Here is an 18,628-nt window from a genome sequence, read left to right as displayed (position 1 = left end):
CACTAGAAAAATGAATAACGGAGGAAAATTAATTGTATTCTCGGCACCATCGGGATCGGGAAAAACCACTATAGTAAGGCATTTATTGGGAATTGAAGAATTGAATCTTGAGTTTTCCATTTCGGCGGCAACACGCGAGCCGAGAGGCGAAGAAGTAAGCGGAAAAGATTACTACTTCATGTCAATTCACGATTTCAAACAACACATCAAGCACGAGGACTTTGTGGAATGGGAAGAAGTATACCGTGATAACTTTTACGGAACACTGAAAAGTGAGGTGGAGCGCATCTGGGCATTGGGCAAGAATGTTATTTTCGACATTGATGTAGCCGGCGGATTGCGTATTAAACATAAATTCCCGGAACAGACTCTTGCTGTTTTTGTTAAACCGCCAAGTGTGGACGAGTTAAAACGCCGACTGAAAGAACGCTCTACTGAAAGCGACGACAAAATCAACATGCGTATTGCCAAAGCACACGTGGAACTGGCAACAGCACCGCAATTTGACACAATTATCAAGAATTATGATTTGGATGTTGCGAAGGAAGAGGCTTATCAGTTGGTAAAGAATTTTGTAAAGTAAAATGATTCGCGTTTTAATTCTGAATCGAAAACCTATTCTTACTGTTTTTAAATTTTTTTTAGTTGTTTTTGGATTCCTCTCAATCATTTTATTAACGATTGCTTATTTTCATCAAAATACATTTCCTTTAAAATATGCCATTGGGTTTACATTCGCAACTGCTGCTTTTTGTACATTCTCTACTTTTTTTTTGGAATATTTGAGAACTGTTAAAGAAAATAATTTATTTAAAAAAAAACCTTACGATTCAATTGAAGAACTAACCTTAAAAATTGAATTCTTTCAGGATTCAAAATATCATTTCTTCAAAAAACACAGGTTCATAAAACTGGAACAAAACAACTATGAAATCATCTTTTATTCTGATATTCTTCGGAATGAATTTGGAAATGTTTTAGTTATTATTAAAGAGGCTAAAGAAAAACAGGAAGCTGTATTTCATTTAATTGATTATAAAAGACAAAAGTTTAATAAATCAACTCTTTTTGATGAGTTAAAAAAGATTTGAAACCATGAAAATCGGACTTTACTTCGGAACATTCAACCCCATCCACATTGGACATTTGATTATTGCCAATCATATGGCCGAGCATTCCGATTTGGATCAGATCTGGATGGTGGTTACACCTCATAATCCGCACAAGCAGAAAAATACATTGCTGGATGATTACCACCGTTTGCATATGGTACATCTGGCCACCGAAAACTATCCGGATATCAAACCCACGGATGTAGAGTTCAAGCTTCCGCAACCGAACTATACCGTCAATACGCTGGCTCATTTACAGGAAAAATATCCGGATCACGAGTTTTCACTTATCATGGGGGAAGACAACCTCAACTCTTTGCACAAATGGAAGAATTATGAGGTAATTTTAAACAATCATGACATTTATGTGTACCCAAGACTGAATTCGGGAGAAATCAGCAGTGAGTTTGTCAATAACCCTAAAATACACCGTGTAGGTGCGCCCGTGATTGAATTGTCTTCAACCTTCATCAGGGAAAGCATCAAGAACAAAAAGAATGTAATCCCCATGCTACCAAATAAGGTTTGGGAATACATCGACCATAATTTGTTTTATAGAAAATAAAAAGGCTTAACCAAAGGTTAAACAACAAGTAAACATTACAAAACATCCGGGATATCAATCTCCACCGCCGCAGCCCCCACAGCCACCGCCGCAACTGGAACCACAACTGCTTCCGCAGCTTGAACCGCAACTGGTTCCACAACCTGATGAAGAACCTGATTGACTTGCATTATGATTAACGTGATTAACCATTTGATTAAAATGCATGGTGTACATAATACTTCCCAAAACCAGGTATTGCCATTCGGAACCTTCTTTTAAATCGGTGCGCTCATTGCTTTTTATTTTTTGAACATACAATTCCGGCAAGTTATCCTGAAGCAAATCGTTGTATATTTTTTTCACGAAATACCATGCAATCCGCAAATACATTGCAATTCCGATTAGTAAAAAGATAACCGATTTATTCCTTTCCAATCCTAATTGCAAACGGATTAAAAGCAGATACAGCATTGGTAACATAACTAAGACCAATCCTGAAACAGACTTAATGAAAACCGGATTATTTAACCAGCGCTTTTTATACAGTTGCATTGCTAGGTCCGGAATAGTGAAGATACTTTTGTGTTTCAAATGATTGAATAAAGCAGGGTAATTCCGCACTTCTTTCTCCAGAAAAACATTTACAACAGCCATTTCACTTTCAGATTCCGGTTTTTCATCTTCATTAAGACTTATCGTATAATCACTACTGAAGTGGATTTTCTCTTCTTTAATCATGGTATTGACAACCGCATGGATATACTCGTCGTTATTACCGTTTTTCAGGCATAGCACTTCCGGAACAGTCAGGTTTTGCGTATGTATGTCTTCACTGTAGAGCATCCCGGCCTGATTCTCAATTTTACTTTCAATTTGAAATTTAAGCACGAAGAACAACGTTAGTTCCAGTATTATGGTAAAGAGTATAAAAACTTCACTTTCAATTGTGACGATAAAAGGTTTGAGTAAAAAAAACAGTGGAAGATACAGGAAGACACTTATACAGCCAATGAGAAATACCCTTTTACGTAAAGCCGTATTATCTGATATTAATTGGGTTTCTTCGAGATAATCGTTATTCCAGAAATGCGGGTTTTGTTTTCCGAAGTAGGATTCGTACAAAGTTGTTGTGTGTTCCTTTGCTGATTTAAAAACCGAATGGTTGTGTGGGTTGTGAGTAGAAGGAATATGTTCAATTTTTTTTCCTAATATCCCACAGAGTTTTTCGTAGGATTTACTGAAGATTAGGTGTTGGTGCCAGACGGTATCGACTATTTCTGAGGGAGAAACCATCTGGTTGGAGACCGAAGCTAAAAACATGAACTTCTTATACTCTTCGATGGCTTGTTTTGTGACGTAGTGTGTCCATTTATTTTCGTAAGCCAATCTTGTTTCGAAACCATATTCTTCGATGGTTTCATCAAAGGAAAACCTGGAAATGGTTTCCCATAATGCTCTTTCTTTTTCTGTCATACAGTATCATTATTATCATTTTTACATTTAGAAATCTGAGCTCTGTTTCTAGGTTAAAGATGGAACGATTGTATGAACTGACTGTTATGCGAATGTTAGGATTTTGTTACGTCATAAACATAATTAAAGCCTGTAATTCTTTACTCTTCCCAATACAATTTCCTTTTCATTTCTAATAAAATATGGGTATCCTATCTGCTCCCAGAATCCAATAATCTTTTGTCTGTATTTAGGGTTTTCTTGATCAAATAAATAATGTTCCCCTAGATTTAAATTTCTGTCAAGAGTAATATAGCCATTGAATCCCGGAAACTCCTTTTCCATTAAATATAAAAAATAAAAATAATCTTCATCATTGACGAATTCCCTGTCATGAATACCCTTAATAATTTCTTCCACCGGTTTTGCAAAAAAATCTTCCAATGTTTCGGCTTCTTCTGCTTCAGGTAAATAATCCATATAATCACCCACTATATAATCCCCGGAACCTAATAACTTATATTCTCCCGTTTCCTTATTAAGCACCACCGGACCCACACCTATCAAATGACCACGTTGATCATCCTTTTTGTAAGTTTTATGCTCATACCAAACAAACACATATTTTTCGGTATCCATAACATTTCCGATTACATAATTCCCTCCCAATTCATCGTCGAGAATCTTCTGTACCAAATCTCTGTCTATTTCCATATCAAGTTTTTTAACCAATACTCCCAAAGGCACAATTCTAAAGTAATCCCAAACTAGCCCCGATAAAAACGAAAAGCCCGCAAAGGATGGTGCTTACTTTTTGCGGAAAGTTGGGGCGACCGGAGGGAGCCCCACAACTGCACCTGCAAAAACAAGCACCATACTGCGGACTTGTAGTGGATAGCGGGAAAAAGCTTTAAAAAACTATTCTGCTAAATTCAATTGCTTTTCCTTCATTCTTTCCCTGATCGCTGCCAGTGAATCATCGACCAACAGTTTACCGTCACGGAAGACTTCTTTCAGTTCGCCCTTTTGCTCTTCTTCCCAGGTTGCCTGATCTTTCAATTCATAGCGACCGTTATTCAGTTCGATTTTCATTAATCCTTTAGCCGATTTCTTGGTACCGTCATCCGTGATTGGATCTTTGAAGATTTCGCGTCCGTTTCCGTTTACTTCGCCATAGGTCGCTTTCATCGCAAAACCGAAAGTATCCCTGGTGTTATATTGATACGTATAAGAACCAATTCCCAACACCACGTTTGTGGAAGCAAATCCTTTTTCTTTTAGTTTTTGACAGATTCTGGTCGCTCTTTCCACTGTGATACTGTCACCGTAAATAGCTCCGATTTGCGGCACCAGTTCTTTATATCCTTTGGCATTAACCGTTCCTCCGAATACATCCCAAAGCAATTCGATAACTCCTTTGCGTTCCTGTTCGGTTTTTCCGTCCGGGTTTCCGCAGATGATCAATACCGGATCCCCGCTGTCGGGACGCACTACCACTTTACCTTCACGGGAAATGATTTCTTCTTTCAGTCTTGGCAGATAATCCGTCAGTACTTTCCATAAATCCCAGGTGTCTGACACGATTGAAACGATTCCTTTCGGATAAACATCACAAATAAGACGTTTGAATGTTTCATATTCACCTTCGGTGGTTCCCATGCACATTACCGAATGTTCAGTTGCTGCTACTGATCCTCCGATTAATTCCTGTTCGGAATTAGCATTGTAATAGGTTTCCAAGGCATCAATCGCCGGAATAGTATCAGTTCCGGTAAAATTCAGTAAATGTCCCATTCCCGAAATCACGGCCGCTTCGATACCCGCCATTCCGCGCATCGAGAAATCGTGTCCCTGCCAATCAACAAACTCAGGTAGTGAAGATGTTTCTTCTGCATACTTATCCAACACCACACGGTATTGTTTAGCAATTGTCGCCGATGTACAAGGCATCCAAACCACAGCTGACAATAAGGTTTCGAAATAGTTGGTCAGCCAGAAAAATTCGGGTTTTGTATTGTACATGGTAAACATCGGAACACGCAACGGAACGGTTGAACCTTCCGGAAGTGCTTTGAAAACCATCGGGATATATCCTAAATCATGTAAATCTTCAATATGTTTTGTACCAACTTGGTTTTCACCCAGATACGTATTTATACGGCGTGCGTAACGTGCCACCACTTTTTCTTTCGGCTGGTCAAAGAATTGGGTTTTGAATTCGTCCAAAATGTATTTCTTAATAAAATACTGCAATCCAAAGAATACCACTTCGTTCACACCTTCAATTCTTGATTTTCTTGGTGTCCAGTTGGAATATACTAATGTTGTATTATCCGGATATTGACGACGGTGATCAACTTTATAACCGTCTGTTAATAATAATGGGTTCATGATATGTGTTTTATTTTTTTAATTTCTTCCTCTTTCATCTGGATACAATGACTGCACGGTATCACTTTGCCAGAATTCCTTGGTATCAATATCGATACAACTCAGTTTCCCTGAAAATCCGGCACCGGTGTCAATGTTCCAGACATTACAACCCTGCATGGGCTTGTCTGAATCATAATTAGTCGTTGGCGTATGCCCAACATAGATTTCTTTGTACAATAATAACCTTTTCGGGAATAACTTGGAATCTTTAGCAATCATTTTATCAGTTGTGATTGCCATTTCCCATAAAGTCCGGTCGAAATAGTAATTGCTTTCATAGACTTCCTTCGCTACTCCATGAATTGACGTGTAACCTGCATGGATAAACAAACGGTTTTGGTCATCCAAATGATAATCTTTCAGGTTCTCAAAAAATGATTTATGTGCTTGCGAAGAAAGCAAACCCGTACCGATATAGCTTTTAATGGTAGCGCGGCCACCGTTTTCTTCCCACACCGGATTTGTAGCACCTAAACTTAACCATCTTCCACACCATAAATCGTGGTTTCCTTTGATAAAAATACAGTTATGCTTCTCATATAAATCAATAAGAAACGCAATAACCTGTGCCGATTCGCTCCATCCGTCGACATAATCACCAAGAAAAATTAGAGTATCTTCCGGCTGAGGATTTACACGTTCCAAAAGCTGTTCCAAGGCCCGTAATCCGCCATGGATATCACCAAATACTAATGTTCTTCCCATCTCTAAAATTTTATATATGCGACAGGCACTTCGTCTGTTAACCAAACGCCGTTTTCCGAGCAATAAAACAAATAACCATCCTCTACCATTCTTTGGGTTTCAATGCTCAAGATAACAGGCTTGCCTCTTCTTGACGCTACTTTCGTTGCGGTTTCAATATCTTTACTCAAATGCACATGTTGGCGGCTCATTTTCTGCAAACCTTCTTTTTTGATGGCTTCGAGGAATTTTTCCACTGTTCCGTGAAATAAAATATCAGGAGGTGTTATTGGTTTTATATCCAAATCCACAGCTACAGAATGTCCCTGACTTGCCCTGATTTTGGTTTTATCGTCATTGAAAGCAAAACGTTTTTTATCATTGGTTTCCACAACCTGTTCCAACGTTTCCTTATCTAGTTTCTTTTGGAAAGCATTACACTGCTTCAATAATTCCTCAACATCAGCCCAACCGTTTACATCCAATGATAATTTAATGGTTTCGGGAGCGTGCCGGAGCACAAGGCTCAGGAATTTGCTTATATTTTTTGTATCGTTGTTCATTATTTTAATTTCTTTTCTAATTTATCACACAGATTAAAAACAGCATTCTTTCTGGCTAAAACCTGTATCCATTCCTCTGGGATTGCATCAAATCCGTAATAAATCCCTGCCAGTCCACCGGCTATGGCAGCCGTTGTATCTGTATCGCTACCCAGGTTCACGGCTTTCAATACCGTTTCTTCGTAGGTTTCCGAAGTCAGTAAACACCACAATGCGGCTTCCAGACTATGAAGAACATAACCGCTAGAGTTGATCTCGTCTTCAGGAAAAATACTTATATCATTGTTTAAAATCCTGGCAAACAAGCCGGTTTCATTTGAATTGAAATTCTTTTTATCCAAAAATAAGCTGACTCTTTTTTTGGTTCTATTATAAACTTCTGCCAACGGCTTATCCTTCAATAATTCAATTGCAAAAATCACATATACAAAACACGCAAAAACCGAACGGAAATGTGCATGGGTTATGGAAGAAACTTCTTTGATTTTTTGATAAATAACGCCATCATTTTCTTCATTAGTAAAATAAAAAGCCATTGGCAAAATACGCATCAGTGAACCATTTCCATTTTCTGATTCCTCAAAACCGCCACATAAAACAGGATCGATTCCCTTAGCGATGTTCTCAATCGTATGATAGGTTGAAATCCCAATATCAAATACTTCTCCGTGAGCCGTCCAAAAATCACCTTTAGACCAAAGCAGAAAATTATTGGCAATGTCATTCAAATTATATCCGTCACATAAACTTTCGGCAAGGCAAAAAGTAAGCGAACTGTCATCACTCCAGGTTCCTTTCAGCTGTCTATGTGTCCCATATTCCCTCATGGTGGTAACTGGATCGCTTTTCAATTCACTTCTTTTTCTGAATTCTACCGGCACACCCAATGCATCAGCAACCGCTAACCCGAATAAAGCACTATGTATTACCTTCTCTTTCATGAATTATTTAATACAAAAGTTTTAATTTCAGATTCAATTCCTGGTCTTCAAAAAGCAAAGGTTTTTCCAAAGGCGTCATTAACAAATCCAAATCGTTATTCTTTACATGTTCGTATTGTTCGGTAACAAAACCACTGATATCCTCAATTAACACGATATCTTCTTTCGCGTAACTTTTTATGAAATCATTACGCAAACCGATTTGGATAGCGCGTCGTTCCAGTTTATCTCCGTGTGGATCATGATCAGGATCCCACTGCAACCTAACCTCAGAAGTTTTTACATCTTCCTTCCATTCTTCATGTGTTTGTCCTTCAACCTGATTGAAGGAAGAATACACGGCGTTTTTTAAGTATCTTTCAAAAGCCTCACGTTTCAGGTGAATGGCCAAAACCACTTCCTGGCCTTCTTTTTTGCCCCAGCCGTTGCGGTACATCATCCAAAGGAAATTTGGTTTGATCCACGTCATGCGTTCTAAGCTGAAAGCACCACCGAAAAACTGGTTTTGGGCTGCAAAATCCCCGATTTCATTTCGGTAGGATTGATATACAACAATCGTTTCATCATTGTATTGCGCCATGATATGATGACCTGAACGTGGCCATTCTTTTATTTGTTCTTTATATTTTTCTAGTATTAAATTCATTTTTCATTGTCTTAATCAGACAATAACGTCTGATATATTTTATAATTTTCTTCGTCAAAGCAGACGAAAATGACTTCTTCAACGGATTGAAAAGGGAAGTTTTTAACCGTTTGAACCGCAATCTTTGCTGCTTTGTCTTTTGGGAAATGATAAATTCCCGTGCTGATGTTTGGAAAAGCGATGGTTTTCAGTTGGTGCTTTTCAGCTAATTTCAGAGAATTCACATAACATTGTGCCAATAATTGTTGCTTTTCCTCTTTGTCTCCGTTCCAAACCGGCCCAACTGTATGAATCACAAACTTCGCCGGTAAGTTACCTGCTGTGGTGATGACCGCTTCTCCTATTTCACAACCGCCTTGTTTATTGCGTATGGTTACACATTCCTCTAAGATTGTTTTTCCGCCTTTGCGGTGAATTGCGCCATCGACTCCTCCACCGCCAAGTAGGGATGTATTTGCCGCGTTGACAATGGCATCAACTTCAATGGTTGTAATGTCGGATTGTATTGCTGTTATTTTTACATTAGAAATCATAAACTGTTACTTCAATGTCTTTTTGCGAAAGTGTTTCAATCAATATCGGTTCAACAATATCCCACTTTCCACCGGCTAACCCACAACCGATTCTTGGCATATGCACTGAAGTATTATGTAATAAGGCAAATTCGGAAACCTTATTCAATCCGTCACGGATTGCTTCATAACGGATTGGGGCATTCCCGTTTTCGTCCTTGTTGATTTTATGTTGACCAATCATATTGGCAACCCAAAGATCTTCTTCAACTTTTACAAATTGTGTTTCGCCCAATTCAAAATTGATTTTCGACTTATACCATTCCCTATATTGACGTTCCGGTTCTGGCCATCTGTTCGAAATTGCCATTACAAATCCTTTTCCCCATCCTCCAATATCATTGCAAACATGCACAATTATCTTATTCCCGTTGTCATTAGGTTGGGTCGCATCTCCTTTTATGTATTTAATGTTTTTCATTATTTTGAATAATTTGAATCGCTTCTTCAAGTTTTTCTTCCGTAAAACCGTCCAGAAGATTGGTATGAACCAATTTTTGTTTTATTTCTACCGGTAAACCCAAGGTAGATTTATCGTCATCAATAATTATAAAATCTTTTAATCCTTTATCAGCCACAAACTGCTCAAGTTCTCCCTTTCTGGTTTTATTTTCATACAAAGGAAGAAACCCTTCTATCTTTTGTTTAATACTCCTATTCTGAAAAATTGCATTGAACTCATCCAATGTTTTGACAGTTCTTCTTGTTGAACTCAGAAAAATTGTAATCGGATAATTTGCAAGTAGCTGATTTAGATTCGCCACACAGTTTTCATTGAAATCTGAATAGCCGTCAAGATGCATCACATCTTTCTTCCAGGTTGGAGTCGTGATAAGAACACCGTCTAAATCTAATATCAAAACAATTTGCCTCATTACTTAGCATTCAAAAGATCCCTAACCTCCATCAAAGCAAATCCTAATAAATTCAAACCATTCCACAGTAATGGATTTTCGGCTTTATTACTGTCGCCCGTTAGACCGATTCCCCAGATTTTATCTACCGGACTCGCTTCCACAATTACCCTGTCTTTAGTTTGCAATAAAAACTCTTTCAGTTCTGTATTCTGACTGAATTTATGGAAATTTCCGTCTACCACAATTTGATAGCATTTTTCATTCCAGACATCAGCCTTAAAACCTTTGACTTCCCTTCCTAACGCTTTTGCTTCTGCGGGTGATTTTGCATCGAGGATTCTGTTGTATATTTCAGAATCACCAAATAGTTCGGCTTTTCTGGCCATCATCCAGTGTTCGGCTGTTTTATAAACAACTCCGTCAACCGTAAACGGACTTCCCCACCACTGACTGAAGCATGTTTTGGTTATCGATCCATCTTTTGATTTCTGGTGGCCCCAGAAAAATAAAAATTTATGCCGCTTACCTTTTCTAAATTCTTCACTTAGTATATCTATTGAATAGTTCATAATTCCAATGTAATTTGTTTCACAACCCCATTATCAAAATCCTTAAATGAGTTGGTTGTAAATATTTTATCAAAAACAGTCAGACTCTCAAATCCTTTATTGAAAATACCGTGGCTGACTGCTAAATATAATTTTCCGGCATTTTTCTTTTTCAGTTCTTCGGCCAAGCCGATAAAAGTGCCGCCGCCGTCGCAGATATCATCCACTATAAGACAATCCATTCCTTCCAGATCATCCGCATAAACTTTAAATCCTGAAAGCTTTCCGGTTTTTACATCACGGCTTTTACTGCATTCCACCACTTCGACACCACCTAAAAATTCGGAAACTTTATAGATTTTCTTTAGAGCTCCACCGTCAGGAGAAATCAATTTGGCTTCATTGCCAATTTCTTTCAGCACTTTTTCGATAAATACATAATTCGGGATTACATCACAATTATTCACCAAAGCCGGGGTAACTTCCGAGTGTGCATCAAAAACCATCACCTTATTCAAACCCATTCCGTTAATAATATCAGCATATACTTTTACCGACAAAGGTTCGCCCGGAATCATCACACGGTCTTGTCTGGCAGCCGGGAAATATGGAATAAACAAATCAATCACTTTGACTCCCATTCGTTTTAAAGCATCAATCGTAACACACACCAATCCCAGATCATTGAACGAATTCACACGGTGTGTAACTGTCACTTTTTGGGAAACATCAAAACCCGATTGTATTTTAATATGCGGTTCACCTCCCGAAAAAGTAAAACTCTGGAAAGCAATTTCTGATTCATTTGAAAACGGACGGAACTGAGGATCTAAATTAAGTATCATGATTTATTGTTTTTTTGCGTATTTATTACACAAATGTAAAAACAATAAATTTACCGGCAAAATATTTTAGTGTAATTTTTACGCAAACTTAATTTCAAAGTGAAAACCCTCCTTAACAAGTTGGTTGTATTTTACTGTATTAAAGCGGAATAACTTCGCTGGGCGGCCTGCTTTTTGCGGTAAGATCGTTTCTGTTTCTTCCAAAATACCAAAGCTCAACATTTTTTTGCGGAAATTTCTGCGATCTATCTCTTTTTGAAGAATTGTTGTGTAGAGATTTTCAAGTTCAGAGAAAAGAAATTCAGCTGGCAACAAATCAAAACCTATGGGTTGGTACGTCAGTTTAGCCTTTAAACGCTCCAAACCTTTAACAATCATATCATTGTGATCGAAAGCAAGATTTGGGATTTTAGTAACCGGCACCCATGATACTTCATCAGCATCGGTATCTGCTTTTAAAATTAATTTGGACGGATCAACAAGTGCCATGTATGCTACCGAAATCACACGGTTACGGGAATCCCGGGTAATATCATCCCCGAAAGTGTATAATTGTTCCAGGTAATTAACTGCAACATTCGTTTCTTCTTTCAATTCACGTTTAACAGCTTCAATAAGTGATTCGTCTTCCTGAACCAAACCGCCCGGTACTGCCCAATACGAATTCTGGCTCCCGAATTTCTGCTGGATCAATAAAACAAAAAGTGTATTGTTTTGATAACCAAATACTATAGCATCAACGGCTATTTTGATATTCTGCATGGCTGTTTTATGTGTGATTTATACACAAATATAATGCAATTCTCGTATATATCATTTAACAAAGTTTTAAAACGCGTCGGTTAAATCTTCCTTAAATTTATGTCCTAAATTTTTTAAATTATGACAAACTTCGAATTATACAATCCCACCAACTATGTATTTGGCAAGGGACAAATCGCAAAACTTCCCGATTTAGTAGCAAAAGATTCAAAAATATTACTCGCTTACGGTGGCGGAAGTATTTTTAAAAACGGTGTTTATGACCAGGTCAAAACGGCATTGGCCGGATATGAAATAGTGGAATTTGGCGGCATTGAACCCAATCCACGCTATGAAACCCTGATGAAAGCCGTGGAAATCATCCGCGAGCAGAACATCGGTTTTATTTTAGCTGTCGGTGGCGGAAGCGTGATTGATGGTGTAAAATTCATTTCGGCAGCCGTAAAATTCAAAGGAGAACCAAAAGATATCCTGCACAAACGTTTATTAATCAAGGAACTTTCGGAAGTTATTCCATTCGGAACGGTATTAACCTTACCGGCTACCGGAAGTGAAATGAATTCGGGAGCGGTAATTACGATCGACGAATCACAGGAAAAACTAGCATTTGGAGGCAGTGCTTTATTTCCGAAATTCTCAGTTTGTGATCCAACCGTAATTGAATCATTACCGAAAAGACAAATCCAAAACGGAATCGTTGACGCCTACACACACGTATTGGAACAATACCTAACGTATCCGCACGATGCTTTGTTACAGGATAGAATTGCAGAAGGTATTTTACAGACATTAGTGGAAATTGGTCCGTCAGTAGTTGAAAATCCATCCGATTACAAACTGGCTTCCAATTTTATGTGGAGCGCGACCATGGCCTTGAACGGATTAATCCAAAAAGGCGTGCCATCCGACTGGGCCACACACATGATTGGTCACGAGTTGACAGCTTTATATGAAATTGATCACGCGAGAACATTAGCCATCATAGGTCCAAGTTTATACCGCGTAATGTTTGAAACCAAGAAAGACAAACTTGCACAATACGGAGAACGTGTATTTGGCATAACCGGAACTTCTGTTGAAGACAAAGCGGAAAAAGCCATTGAGAAAACTGTTGAATTCCTACATGCCATGGGAATGCAAACCAAATTATCCGAGAACACGGATCAATTTGACGGAACTGCCGATTTCATAGTAAAACGCTTCGAAGAAAGAGGTTGGAAAGCATTGGGCGAAAAACAAAACATCACGCCTGAGAAGGTCCGTGAAATTGTGGAAATGAGTTATTAAAAAGTATAAATTCCAATTTGGAGACTTATAATTGTGATTGAGATACGCCCGCGTTAGGGATTGAAGCGGCATCCTTTTTTACGTCAGTTCGAGTGCGAAGCGTATCGAGAACAAGTAAAAAAGATATAGCGTAAAGCCCGACCCGAAGGGAAACGCCCAAAAAACCATTAAAAATTCAGAAGGCGCTCTGGAAATAAATTCCTAGAGCGCCTTCTTACTAAACACCAAAAACAAAACGTAACTTAATTTAAATTTATTTCGATTTACTAACTAACTCTTTTGTTGCGTTTTTCTTAACTTCTGCGGGAGACTGTTTCATATATTGAATGAAACCTCTTCCCACAAATTCATAAGTTGTACCACTTGCATTATGATATAATCTTATTCGGTTGTCATTGATAACGCTAAGCGTAAACGATTCATTGCCCCAAAAATCATAATCTAATGTTAAAGTTTTACTGTACGGGTTCGAAGTGTTCGAAATACCGTAGTATCCGGTGAAATCCCAATAGATGTTGTTAACCGGTGTGCCGGGTGCATCCTGTGATGATTTGAACGTATCGCTGCTTCCGCCCGGAACGAATTTGATGAAATGCTCGTTATCAAAATCATTCAAAGCTCCAACATTGCTGGTATATACTTTTTCCCAAGCTCTGTATTCCTGTAAAAAATAATGAATGTTATCATAGAACAAACGGTCGTAATCAAAAGTACTTCTTTGGTAACCGATCAGGTAATAGGAAACATTTTGGCTCGGGCTATATAATTTAATTCTGTTGGCAGAAATTTGGTACACTTCTAAATCATACGCGCCGTATACATCGTGATACACACGTACCGAATTAGTATAATAATCATAGTAACCAACCCGAATTCCGAAACCTCCTCCTGTTGTTCCGATACCTGCAAGGTTATTGTTTGCATATAAATCACCATTCAGAAATGAAACGGTAAAAGCTCTGGATAAAAACGGTACGTCACCACTTCCGGTAGTCGCGTCATAATCAACATACCATAAATCGTAGCCTTCCATTAATTCCGGTAAGGAAATCCCGTGATCATCCTCATAATATACATCGGTAGTACAAGACGTAAGCAAAACTGGTGTGATTAGGGCGATCAAAAGTAGTTTTAAAGCTTTCATAATATTAGTTTTTTATTGTTTTCATAACTACCTATCCAATTTGCGTGCCAAAAATTTCTTACCTTTGATTTTCCTTAATTTTTTTAGGAGCTTTTTCCCGCTATCCACTGTATCTTTTTACTTGTTTCCGATACTTTTTTGTCTGACAGATACCTCTCTAACAAGTAAAAAGGATGCCGTTTCTATCGGGGCTAAAAATTCAACTATGAGTGAAAAACCTAAATTTGCCGTAATAGGCGGCGGTAGTTGGGCAACGGCTATCGTTAAAATGCTGACCATGAATGTTGACCAGGTAAATTGGTACATGAGAAGCGTTTATGCTTTAGAACATTTAAAATTACACAAACACAACCCGAATTATTTAAGTTCGGTTGAATTTGATATTAAAAAATTAAACCTTACCAACGATATCAACGAAGCGGTAAAAGATGCCGATTATGTCATTTTTGCCATTCCGTCAGCTTTCCTGAACAACGAGCTTCAAAACTTAACCGAAGATTTACAGGGAAAAATCATTTTCTCCGCCATTAAAGGTATCGTACCCGAAACCAGTATGATTGTGGGCGAACACTTCCACAAAAACTACAATATCGATTACGACAATATTGGGGTTATAACCGGTCCGTGTCACGCTGAAGAAGTTGCGTTAGAGCGTTTATCGTACTTAACCATTGCCTGTGGTGATGCGGCAAAAGCTAAAGTAATGGCTAAAAATCTGTCGAGTTATTTTATCAAAACAAAAACTTCTGACGATATCATCGGAACCGAGTATGCGGCGGTTTTAAAAAATATTTATTCAATTGCTGCCGGTATTGCCCATGGTTTGGGTTACGGAGATAACTTTCAGGCGGTTTTGATGAGCAATGCCATCCGCGAGATGAAACGCTTTATCAAGAAAGTCCATAAAATGAAACGCAATATCAATAATTCGGCCTATTTAGGCGACTTATTGGTAACGGGATATTCGGTATTTTCCAGAAACAGGATGTTTGGTAACATGATTGGTAAAGGTTATACGGTAAAATCGGCGCAAATGGAAATGAGCATGGTCGCTGAAGGATATTATGCCGCTAAAAGTGCCTGGAACCTGAACAAGGAATATGCTGCTAAAACGCCTATTTTAGATGCCGTATACGAAGTATTGTATGAAGGCAAAGAAGCGAAGCAATCGTTTAAAAAATTAACAGATAAGTTGAATTAAGCATACAATGAAAAAACTATTTTTCTTTCTTTTTTTTTACAATAGCATGCTTTAGTCAGGAAACATACACGCGTAAAAAATTTGATTATCAGAATTTAAAAAATTCAACTGAAGAGTGTTCTGACAACATTAAAAGCCAGTTAAATGATGCTTATACAGCACTTAACGAAAACAGAAGCGCCAAAGCCGTGGAAATTTCAGAAAAAATTCTCAAGAACAACGATTGTCCTGAAAGTCACGAAACTTATGCTTTAAGTTTATTCAGAAGCGGTGAAGTCATAAAAGGAGTTGAAATGCTGGAAGAAGCTATCGGAAAATTTGGAAAAAATGCCCAACTCATTAAAAGAAAAAGCCTTCTGTTACTTGAACTATATGAAAACGGAACCGGACAAAGAAACATTGACGGAAACGCTGTTTATAAAGCAAAAGGTCTTAATTATGATGAAGAAAAATTCAAGACAGAAAATCTTGATGCTGCATTAAATGACCTGATTTTCCTAGTTAATAATTATCAGGAACGTTTCGAAGAGATTTACACCATCGGTAAAATTTACCAACTAAAAAATGAATTTGAAAAATCGAATGTAGAATTCCTGAAAATAGTTGAGATTCCTGAATTAAAAAGTGAAGCACTTTTCAATATTGCCGAAAACCATCTGGGTTTAAAAAATTACAAATCAGCTGAAGAATGCCTCCTAAAGCTATCGGAATCATATCCAAACGAACCACAGCTTCTTTCTAAACTTTCCGAATTATATGAAGTAAGCGGTGATAAAGCCAAAGGTGAACTTTTTAACAAAAAAAGATATTTTCACCAATTAGTCCCTTCATTTTGTGAGATGGAATTTTCTGAAAAAAACCTTGAAACCATTAATTTTTTTAACGATGAGAGCAAAGATTACAAATCAAAGCTCAACAAATTAAAAGAAATTGAAAAAAATGAAAGCCAGAACTTCACAATAGAAACCTGTATTGCAATTTTAAACATTCATGCAAATCATGGTAACGGATTGGAAGATGATGCAGCAAATCTTTTGATTAAAACAGGAAAGCCGGCTTTAGACAAAGTCCATGAATTATTCAACTCGAGGGTATCTACATGTACTATCACGAACTTAGCCAGAATAATGGCCAGTATCAAGGATGAAAGTTCTTGGCAGGTAATGACTGATTATTTGCCAACAATAGCAAAAATGCCTTCCACATTAATTCCACCGGATGTACCGAAATATATAATTGCGTTTGATGAAGAAAAAGGCTTAAGAGAGATCTTAAAAACTGTAAAACCGATGCTTTCAGAAGAAATGCCTACAGACGCAATGGCACAATTAGGTTTTATGGGCCGTCATATATATTTCAATCCTCTGGAAAAAATTAGTTTCAAAAAAATTGAAGCAATCTGTAAAGAATTGGGATATAACGAAAAGGAAATAAAGGAATTAAAAAAGACTCTTAAATAAAGAGTCTTTTTTTTATCTTAAAACCACACCATTCTGCCAAATATGGGGCACTTCTTCGGTGGCACGTTCATTAATGGTATTCTTACGGAAGGTAAATTTCTTATCGTACAAAGTATTTCCTATGAAATAAGTCACCATAAACTCATTATTAAGCTCTAAAACGCTGTTTTCAATCATTTCTACTTTCACGGCAGATACAGTTGGCACTTTTATAAAAGCGTGTCTTAAAAGCGATGTTTTGCGCATTTCTCCATCTATAGTTCCAAAGGCTTTGGAAACCACCATTACACTATCCAGATCAAAATCGGAATCATTCACTAAATAAACATACCAGACTTTGTCCATAAAGTCATCACTCCACTCCTGGATTGCAGCCAGAAATACATTTTCTACTTTCGGGATTTCTATATCTTTTTTCATTTTGTTTTTGAAGAAAAAACCCTTTCGAGAGTTATTCTGAAAGGGTTTCTATTTATTTCGTTATATACTCGATTTAAATTGTTCAAGAAAACGGACATCATTTTCATAGAACATACGGATATCACTGATTTGATACAGTAACATCGCCATACGCTCGATACCCATTCCGAAAGCAAAACCATTGTATTCGTCCGGATTGATATCGCAGTTTTTTAAAACATTCGGATCCACCATACCGCAGCCCATGATTTCCAACCATCCGGTACCCTTTGTAATACGGTAATCGGTTTCAGTTTTTAATCCCCAATAGATATCCACTTCGGCACTTGGCTCCGTGAATGGGAAATAAGACGGACGCAATCTGATTTTTGACTTTCCGAACATTTCTTTCGTGAAATACAAAAGCGTCTGCTTCAAATCGGCGAAAGAAACATCCTTGTCAATATATAAACCTTCCACCTGGTGGAAAATACAGTGTGAACGTGATGATACTGCCTCATTACGGAATACCCTTCCCGGAGAAATGGTACGGATAGGCGGTTTATTGTTTTCCATGTAACGCACCTGCACCGATGATGTATGCGTACGCAATAAGATATCCGGATTGGTCTGGATAAAGAACGTATCCTGCATATCTCTTGCCGGATGGTATTCAGGTAAATTCAATGCGGTAAAGTTATGCCAGTCATCTTCAATTTCCGGACCTTCAGATACATTAAATCCAATATTAGAGAAAATATCGATAACCTGGTTTTTCACCAAAGAAATTGGGTGGCGTGAACCAATTTTGAATGGTTCAGCCGGACGTGATAAATCGCCATAAATTCCTTTTACCTCTTCTTTACTTTCCAACTCCTCCTGAATCGCTTTCACTTTATCTTCAGCAATGGTTTTCAGCAAGTTGATTACCTGCCCGAATTCTTTCTTCTGATCATTCGGTACATTTCTGAATTCAGCAAAAATATCCTTAACCAAACCTTTACTCCCAAGGAATTTGATTCGGAATTCTTCCAGCTTCTCTTTATTTTGGGTTGTAAAAGCTTTCGCTTCTTCAATGTATTCTTTAATCTTATCTGTCATGGGTCTTTTCAATAAGGATGCAAAGTTACTATTTTTTGGTTATCGATGAACAGTTAAAGACTAATGAATCTGTT

Annotated in this window: 22 protein-coding genes; 6 read left to right on the top strand and 16 right to left on the bottom strand. The window is 37.7% G+C overall.

Annotation, left to right across the window (positions count from 1 at the left end):
* Nucleotides 1-10 precede the first annotated feature (10 nt).
* Genes gmk through nadD form a run of 3 tightly spaced genes read left to right on the top strand, consistent with a single transcriptional unit; the run spans nucleotide 11 to nucleotide 1,677 of the window.
* Nucleotides 11-583 carry a guanylate kinase gene (gmk, locus tag NAT51_RS10485; protein ID WP_250598839.1) on the top strand — a complete coding sequence of 191 codons (573 nt, stop codon included), beginning with the start codon at nucleotides 11-13 and terminating at the stop codon, nucleotides 581-583.
* Between the two features lies 1 nt (nucleotide 584).
* Nucleotides 585-1,091, top strand: coding sequence for a hypothetical protein (locus NAT51_RS10480; RefSeq protein WP_250598837.1), 507 nt, complete (start codon nucleotides 585-587; stop codon nucleotides 1,089-1,091).
* A gap of 4 nt (nucleotides 1,092-1,095) precedes the next feature.
* On the top strand, nucleotides 1,096-1,677 hold the full coding sequence (gene nadD / locus NAT51_RS10475) for a nicotinate (nicotinamide) nucleotide adenylyltransferase (RefSeq protein WP_250598836.1): 582 nt from the start codon (nucleotides 1,096-1,098) through the stop codon (nucleotides 1,675-1,677).
* A gap of 54 nt (nucleotides 1,678-1,731) precedes the next feature.
* On the opposite strand, the gene NAT51_RS10470 is transcribed toward nadD, so the two are convergent.
* From NAT51_RS10470 to NAT51_RS10410, 13 genes are all read right to left on the bottom strand, one after another.
* Nucleotides 1,732-3,132: a hypothetical protein gene (locus NAT51_RS10470; RefSeq protein WP_250598834.1), complete on the bottom strand. Its 1,401-nt coding sequence runs from the start codon at nucleotides 3,130-3,132 to the stop codon at nucleotides 1,732-1,734.
* A gap of 123 nt (nucleotides 3,133-3,255) precedes the next feature.
* Nucleotides 3,256-3,825 (bottom strand): hypothetical protein, encoded by a 570-nt coding sequence (locus NAT51_RS10465; protein ID WP_250598832.1) that lies wholly within the window; start codon nucleotides 3,823-3,825, stop codon nucleotides 3,256-3,258.
* 204 nt (nucleotides 3,826-4,029) lie between these two features.
* Nucleotides 4,030-5,502, bottom strand: coding sequence for a nicotinate phosphoribosyltransferase (locus tag NAT51_RS10460; RefSeq protein ID WP_250598830.1), 1,473 nt, complete (start codon nucleotides 5,500-5,502; stop codon nucleotides 4,030-4,032).
* Nucleotides 5,503-5,520: 18 nt separating this feature from the next.
* Entirely contained in the window at nucleotides 5,521-6,249 is a 729-nt protein-coding gene (locus NAT51_RS10455) for a metallophosphoesterase family protein (protein ID WP_250598828.1), read from the bottom strand.
* 2 nt (nucleotides 6,250-6,251) lie between these two features.
* Nucleotides 6,252-6,791, bottom strand: a complete 540-nt coding sequence (locus NAT51_RS10450) for an RNA 2'-phosphotransferase (RefSeq protein ID WP_250598826.1) — start codon at nucleotides 6,789-6,791, stop codon at nucleotides 6,252-6,254.
* Nucleotides 6,791-7,732, bottom strand: coding sequence for an ADP-ribosylglycohydrolase family protein (locus tag NAT51_RS10445; RefSeq protein WP_250598824.1), 942 nt, complete (start codon nucleotides 7,730-7,732; stop codon nucleotides 6,791-6,793). Before NAT51_RS10445 ends, NAT51_RS10450 begins: the two co-directional genes overlap by 1 nt.
* A 7-nt stretch (nucleotides 7,733-7,739) precedes the next feature.
* Nucleotides 7,740-8,378: a DUF4291 domain-containing protein gene (locus NAT51_RS10440; RefSeq protein WP_250598822.1), complete on the bottom strand. Its 639-nt coding sequence runs from the start codon at nucleotides 8,376-8,378 to the stop codon at nucleotides 7,740-7,742.
* Nucleotides 8,379-8,389: 11 nt separating this feature from the next.
* Nucleotides 8,390-8,911, bottom strand: coding sequence for an O-acetyl-ADP-ribose deacetylase (locus NAT51_RS10435; protein ID WP_250598820.1), 522 nt, complete (start codon nucleotides 8,909-8,911; stop codon nucleotides 8,390-8,392).
* A complete protein-coding gene (locus NAT51_RS10430) occupies nucleotides 8,901-9,371 on the bottom strand; it encodes a macro domain-containing protein (protein WP_250598818.1) in 471 nt (156 codons plus the stop codon). Before NAT51_RS10430 ends, NAT51_RS10435 begins: the two co-directional genes overlap by 11 nt.
* Nucleotides 9,358-9,825, bottom strand: a complete 468-nt coding sequence (locus NAT51_RS10425) for an HAD domain-containing protein (protein WP_250598816.1) — start codon at nucleotides 9,823-9,825, stop codon at nucleotides 9,358-9,360. Before NAT51_RS10425 ends, NAT51_RS10430 begins: the two co-directional genes overlap by 14 nt.
* Nucleotides 9,825-10,376 (bottom strand): NADAR family protein, encoded by a 552-nt coding sequence (locus NAT51_RS10420; protein WP_250598814.1) that lies wholly within the window; start codon nucleotides 10,374-10,376, stop codon nucleotides 9,825-9,827. Before NAT51_RS10420 ends, NAT51_RS10425 begins: the two co-directional genes overlap by 1 nt.
* Complete coding sequence (gene prs / locus NAT51_RS10415; protein WP_250598812.1) at nucleotides 10,373-11,200, bottom strand: ribose-phosphate diphosphokinase; 828 nt, start codon at nucleotides 11,198-11,200, stop codon at nucleotides 10,373-10,375. Before prs ends, NAT51_RS10420 begins: the two co-directional genes overlap by 4 nt.
* A gap of 78 nt (nucleotides 11,201-11,278) precedes the next feature.
* Nucleotides 11,279-11,962, bottom strand: a complete 684-nt coding sequence (locus NAT51_RS10410; RefSeq protein ID WP_250598810.1) for an NUDIX hydrolase — start codon at nucleotides 11,960-11,962, stop codon at nucleotides 11,279-11,281.
* A gap of 120 nt (nucleotides 11,963-12,082) precedes the next feature.
* Here NAT51_RS10410 and NAT51_RS10405 point away from each other — a divergent pair, with 120 nt between their 5' ends.
* Entirely contained in the window at nucleotides 12,083-13,249 is a 1,167-nt protein-coding gene (locus NAT51_RS10405) for an iron-containing alcohol dehydrogenase (protein WP_250598808.1), read from the top strand.
* Nucleotides 13,250-13,502: 253 nt separating this feature from the next.
* On the opposite strand, the gene NAT51_RS10400 is transcribed toward NAT51_RS10405, so the two are convergent.
* Nucleotides 13,503-14,393 (bottom strand): nicotinic acid mononucleotide adenyltransferase, encoded by an 891-nt coding sequence (locus NAT51_RS10400; RefSeq protein WP_250598806.1) that lies wholly within the window; start codon nucleotides 14,391-14,393, stop codon nucleotides 13,503-13,505.
* Nucleotides 14,394-14,598: 205 nt separating this feature from the next.
* On the opposite strand from NAT51_RS10400, the gene NAT51_RS10395 reads away from it, so the two are divergent.
* Nucleotides 14,599-15,594, top strand: coding sequence for an NAD(P)H-dependent glycerol-3-phosphate dehydrogenase (locus NAT51_RS10395; RefSeq protein ID WP_250598804.1), 996 nt, complete (start codon nucleotides 14,599-14,601; stop codon nucleotides 15,592-15,594).
* A 188-nt stretch (nucleotides 15,595-15,782) separates the two neighbouring features.
* A complete protein-coding gene (locus tag NAT51_RS10390; RefSeq protein ID WP_250598802.1) occupies nucleotides 15,783-17,054 on the top strand; it encodes a tetratricopeptide repeat protein in 1,272 nt (423 codons plus the stop codon).
* Nucleotides 17,055-17,066: 12 nt separating this feature from the next.
* On the opposite strand, the gene NAT51_RS10385 is transcribed toward NAT51_RS10390, so the two are convergent.
* Nucleotides 17,067-17,474 carry a hypothetical protein gene (locus NAT51_RS10385; RefSeq protein WP_250598800.1) on the bottom strand — a complete coding sequence of 136 codons (408 nt, stop codon included), beginning with the start codon at nucleotides 17,472-17,474 and terminating at the stop codon, nucleotides 17,067-17,069.
* A gap of 60 nt (nucleotides 17,475-17,534) precedes the next feature.
* Nucleotides 17,535-18,554 (bottom strand): phenylalanine--tRNA ligase subunit alpha, encoded by a 1,020-nt coding sequence (gene pheS, locus NAT51_RS10380; protein WP_250598798.1) that lies wholly within the window; start codon nucleotides 18,552-18,554, stop codon nucleotides 17,535-17,537.
* Between the last annotated feature and the right edge of the window lie 74 nt (nucleotides 18,555-18,628).

This window comes from Flavobacterium amniphilum (genome assembly GCF_023634845.1).
GTDB classification, from domain to species: domain Bacteria; phylum Bacteroidota; class Bacteroidia; order Flavobacteriales; family Flavobacteriaceae; genus Flavobacterium; species Flavobacterium amniphilum.
This window is presented reverse-complemented; position numbering and strand designations above follow the sequence as displayed.

Bases quoted from the DNA above. Each gene is read 5' to 3' on its own strand.
- gmk (WP_250598839.1), top strand. From the start codon at position 11: ATGAATAACGGAGGAAAATTAATTGTATTCTCGGCACCATCGGGATCG.
- NAT51_RS10480 (WP_250598837.1), top strand. From the start codon at position 585: ATGATTCGCGTTTTAATTCTGAATCGAAAACCTATTCTTACTGTTTTT.
- nadD (WP_250598836.1), top strand. From the start codon at position 1,096: ATGAAAATCGGACTTTACTTCGGAACATTCAACCCCATCCACATTGGA.
- NAT51_RS10470 (WP_250598834.1), bottom strand. From the start codon at position 3,132: ATGACAGAAAAAGAAAGAGCATTATGGGAAACCATTTCCAGGTTTTCC.
- NAT51_RS10465 (WP_250598832.1), bottom strand. From the start codon at position 3,825: ATGGAAATAGACAGAGATTTGGTACAGAAGATTCTCGACGATGAATTG.
- NAT51_RS10460 (WP_250598830.1), bottom strand. From the start codon at position 5,502: ATGAACCCATTATTATTAACAGACGGTTATAAAGTTGATCACCGTCGT.
- NAT51_RS10455 (WP_250598828.1), bottom strand. From the start codon at position 6,249: ATGGGAAGAACATTAGTATTTGGTGATATCCATGGCGGATTACGGGCC.
- NAT51_RS10450 (WP_250598826.1), bottom strand. From the start codon at position 6,791: ATGAACAACGATACAAAAAATATAAGCAAATTCCTGAGCCTTGTGCTC.
- NAT51_RS10445 (WP_250598824.1), bottom strand. From the start codon at position 7,732: ATGAAAGAGAAGGTAATACATAGTGCTTTATTCGGGTTAGCGGTTGCT.
- NAT51_RS10440 (WP_250598822.1), bottom strand. From the start codon at position 8,378: ATGAATTTAATACTAGAAAAATATAAAGAACAAATAAAAGAATGGCCA.
- NAT51_RS10435 (WP_250598820.1), bottom strand. From the start codon at position 8,911: ATGATTTCTAATGTAAAAATAACAGCAATACAATCCGACATTACAACC.
- NAT51_RS10430 (WP_250598818.1), bottom strand. From the start codon at position 9,371: ATGAAAAACATTAAATACATAAAAGGAGATGCGACCCAACCTAATGAC.
- NAT51_RS10425 (WP_250598816.1), bottom strand. From the start codon at position 9,825: ATGAGGCAAATTGTTTTGATATTAGATTTAGACGGTGTTCTTATCACG.
- NAT51_RS10420 (WP_250598814.1), bottom strand. From the start codon at position 10,376: ATGAACTATTCAATAGATATACTAAGTGAAGAATTTAGAAAAGGTAAG.
- prs (WP_250598812.1), bottom strand. From the start codon at position 11,200: ATGATACTTAATTTAGATCCTCAGTTCCGTCCGTTTTCAAATGAATCA.
- NAT51_RS10410 (WP_250598810.1), bottom strand. From the start codon at position 11,962: ATGCAGAATATCAAAATAGCCGTTGATGCTATAGTATTTGGTTATCAA.
- NAT51_RS10405 (WP_250598808.1), top strand. From the start codon at position 12,083: ATGACAAACTTCGAATTATACAATCCCACCAACTATGTATTTGGCAAG.
- NAT51_RS10400 (WP_250598806.1), bottom strand. From the start codon at position 14,393: ATGAAAGCTTTAAAACTACTTTTGATCGCCCTAATCACACCAGTTTTG.
- NAT51_RS10395 (WP_250598804.1), top strand. From the start codon at position 14,599: ATGAGTGAAAAACCTAAATTTGCCGTAATAGGCGGCGGTAGTTGGGCA.
- NAT51_RS10385 (WP_250598800.1), bottom strand. From the start codon at position 17,474: ATGAAAAAAGATATAGAAATCCCGAAAGTAGAAAATGTATTTCTGGCT.
- pheS (WP_250598798.1), bottom strand. From the start codon at position 18,554: ATGACAGATAAGATTAAAGAATACATTGAAGAAGCGAAAGCTTTTACA.